Source organism: Rhodohalobacter sp., from assembly GCF_041686455.1.
Classification (GTDB): domain Bacteria; phylum Bacteroidota; class Rhodothermia; order Balneolales; family Balneolaceae; genus Rhodohalobacter.
Window position 1 is genome coordinate 1 of the sequence record NZ_JAWLDW010000199.1, and the last position, 3097, is coordinate 3097.

5 protein-coding genes are annotated in these 3097 nt (G+C 40.5%); all 5 read left to right on the forward strand.

Annotated elements, in window-relative coordinates; genetic code table 11:
• Positions 1 to 435, forward strand: a 435-nt coding sequence (locus ACESM0_RS13485) for a plastocyanin/azurin family copper-binding protein (RefSeq protein WP_372906725.1), incomplete at its 5' end; no start/stop codon positions are given.
• 59 nt (positions 436 to 494) lie between these two features.
• A complete protein-coding gene (locus ACESM0_RS13490; RefSeq protein ID WP_372906726.1) occupies positions 495 to 1055 on the forward strand; it encodes a YceI family protein in 561 nt (186 codons plus the stop codon).
• A gap of 19 nt (positions 1056 to 1074) precedes the next feature.
• Positions 1075 to 1923, forward strand: coding sequence for a DUF5777 family beta-barrel protein (locus ACESM0_RS13495; protein ID WP_372906727.1), 849 nt, complete (start codon positions 1075 to 1077; stop codon positions 1921 to 1923).
• Positions 1924 to 2043: 120 nt separating this feature from the next.
• Positions 2044 to 2595, forward strand: a complete 552-nt coding sequence (locus ACESM0_RS13500; RefSeq protein ID WP_372906728.1) for an RNA polymerase sigma factor — start codon at positions 2044 to 2046, stop codon at positions 2593 to 2595.
• On the forward strand, positions 2582 to 3097 hold a 516-nt coding region (locus ACESM0_RS13505), incomplete at its 3' end, for a hypothetical protein (RefSeq protein WP_372906729.1). The genes ACESM0_RS13500 and ACESM0_RS13505, both read left to right, overlap by 14 nt.

Below are 3097 nucleotides of genomic sequence, written 5' to 3' on the forward strand. Positions count from 1 at the left end.
TCAAATACAAATGCCTGGAGAAACATACTATCAAAGAGTAAACCACCACTTATCATTCTGTTAATGATGTTAGTTTTTATTGGTCTTGCAGGGTGTAGTGACAGCACTACGGATACCGATGTCGGAAATGGGGATGGAGATGATAACGGAGGCACCCAACAGGCTCCGGATGAAGTTTGGATGGAAGGGCGTGCATTCAATCCGGGTAACCTTGAAGTAGAAGTAGGTACAACTGTTACATGGGAAAATAAAAGCAGTGAAGTGCATACCGTTACCAGTGGTTCTAACCGAACTTATGACGAACTTTTTGACAGCGGAAATTTATCTCCCGGTGATACATTTACCTACACATTCGATGAGGTAGGCCAGTTCGACTATTTCTGCAGACCCCATTCCGGAATGACAGCTACTGTAACGGTTATTGATAACGGCTGAGCTGCTACCGATTATCGTTCTTGGTTCAACCGCAGAATATTCAATCTAACCGGATAACAGTGTTCTATTTTCTTCTTCTCCTATTACTGATGCAGTTTCCGCCTTCAGAACAGGTAACTGAGGACGTAATCTACATGACCGAATCGGGGTATGCAGAATTCGAATCCAGCGTACCCCTTCACAGTTTCACAGGAGAGTCTGAACATCTTACCGGGATGATTGATCCTGAAGAAAATATGGTAGACTTTTATCTGGATCTGAATACTCTTAAAACCGGAATTGACCGTCGCGACAGGGATATGTACCGTACGTTAAACGTCGATGAGTATCCTTTTGCAGAATTTACAGGTTCACTTGAATCCATGTTTGATATGGATACAACCGAGAAACAGCAAGTTACAGTGAACGGCGACTTTACAATCAAAGGAGTAACCCGGAAGGTAAAAATCGATGGTAATATTCAGGTTAACGGCGACCAGCTTACACTGGAGGCATCCTGGACTCTGAACCTGGATGACTACAATATTGAACCTCCCGGCATTTTGTTTTACAAGGTGAATGAGGAGCAGAAAATACTTCTTGAGGCTACACTCAAGCCCAGGGAAAGAGAGAATTTATAAATCATAAAACCAAGGCCTCATGAAACAACTGATACCTTTTGGAATACTTCTATGCTTCATATTAGTCACTGCAAATTTTGAGTATTCTGAAGCACAGATACCCCGAGAACGTGTTCAGACCGATGAACCGGTGAGCGATATATTCTGGGCTTCATCCGTTATAGGAGTAAGCACAGTACGAAATTTGTCAGCAGGAAATCTGAATTCGACCATAGCCCACATATTCGGACCTTTAAGAGGTGGAATAGACCGTTTCTTCGGACTTGATGACGGTGCAAATACACGACTTGGGCTCGACTACGGATTTACTGATCGATTCTCTCTTGGTATAGGCAGAATGACTTTCAATAAAATTGTCGATTTCAGGGGTAAATATAACATTTTACGACAGTCCACTTCAGGAGATATACCATTTGATCTGGCCATAAAGTTTTCATCCGGCATCAGCACTCTTTCAGGCGTCGGACTTGAATTTTCTGACAGGATCAGTTACCTGGTATCCGTTTTGGCTGCAAAGAAGTTTGATCGTTTCAGTTTGCAGCTTACCCCTATGGCAGCACATTTCAACAATATTTCACCCGGCAATCAAAACCAATTATTCGGAATTGGTATACTAAGCCAATATGAATTAAATGAAAGATTTTCGATCAGCACAGAATATTTACCTGTCTTAGGTAAGCGATACACCGGTACACATAATGCACTGGGAGCAGCACTTAATATTAATACGGGCGGCCACATTTTTCAGATCTTCTTTACCAGTTCACAATGGCACGGAGAGCAGTTTATGATGGCAAATAATCGTGATCGGTTTTTTGAAGGTGACTTTCGCTTCGGTTTTAATATTCACAGGGTTTTTGGGCTTTGAATGATATTTAATGAATTAGAATTAGGAAGCCAACTCTTTACAACTACCTGCTATATAGCTAAATAGATGGTATTGAAAACTGTTTTCTGAACTGTTACTCCCCGGAGGAACCAATAAATCTTGTTTAAAAAGATTATCAAAGGTTGTCGAAAGCGGCACAGGAAAAGCCAGAAAGAGCTTTACGAGATGTACTATGCATACGGCATGAGTATAACGTTGAGATACGCAGATACGCGAAATGAAGCTGCTGCAATCCTCAATGATGCATTTATGAAAGTGTATGATAATATCAAAGAATATAATCTCAACCGGCCATTCAAACCGTGGTTTCGTAGAATTCTGATCAACACGGCTATCAACCATTATCATAAAACCAAAAAAGAGAAAGAACGTCCTGTAGTTGATTTACAAGAAAACAGTATTTCGGAAGATGAATCAATTATCAGCGGGATAACATACCGTGAAATGATAGAGATGGTTCAGCTTCTTTCTCCGGTTTACAGAACAATATTTAATCTCTATGTAATAGAAGGTTTCACACATAAAGAAATTGCCAGGAAGCTCCATATAGCGGAGGGCACTTCTAAATCAAATTTTTTTAAAGCGAAACAAAATCTAAGGTCGATTTTGGAAAAAAATTTAACACTGCCAAATTACAATGCCAGAAAATAAAAATCATAACGATCCACTAGACAGGCTTTTTCAAAAAAAGGCAAAAGAGTACGACATTGCTTTCAGGGAAGAGGATTGGGACCAGATGAAACAAAAATTAGACCTGAAGGATGCTCATATTGCATACAGGAAAAAACTGGTTTGGATGGCCGCTGCATCAGCCTTGATCATAATTATGCTGGGTTATTTTACATTCGATAATTACAGTCGTTTAAACGAACTCGCAGAGCAGCAGGGCCCGCCTACAGAATCCGAAATTACAGAGCCTCCCATGATCTCCGGAATTCCAGACACAAGTGTGGACAGAGAATCTGTAAAAGATGAAGACGATTCCTCAAAAATGGAAGAACCGATAGCAGATCATGAAGTTTCAAACATAAAAGAAACCACAATAGCATCCGCTCAAACCAACCTTCATATAGAACGGTTCGAAGATGCTCAACAGATATCAGGAATAACTGATCGAAAAATCCGTGGGGCCAATTTTGAAACAGGAATAAAT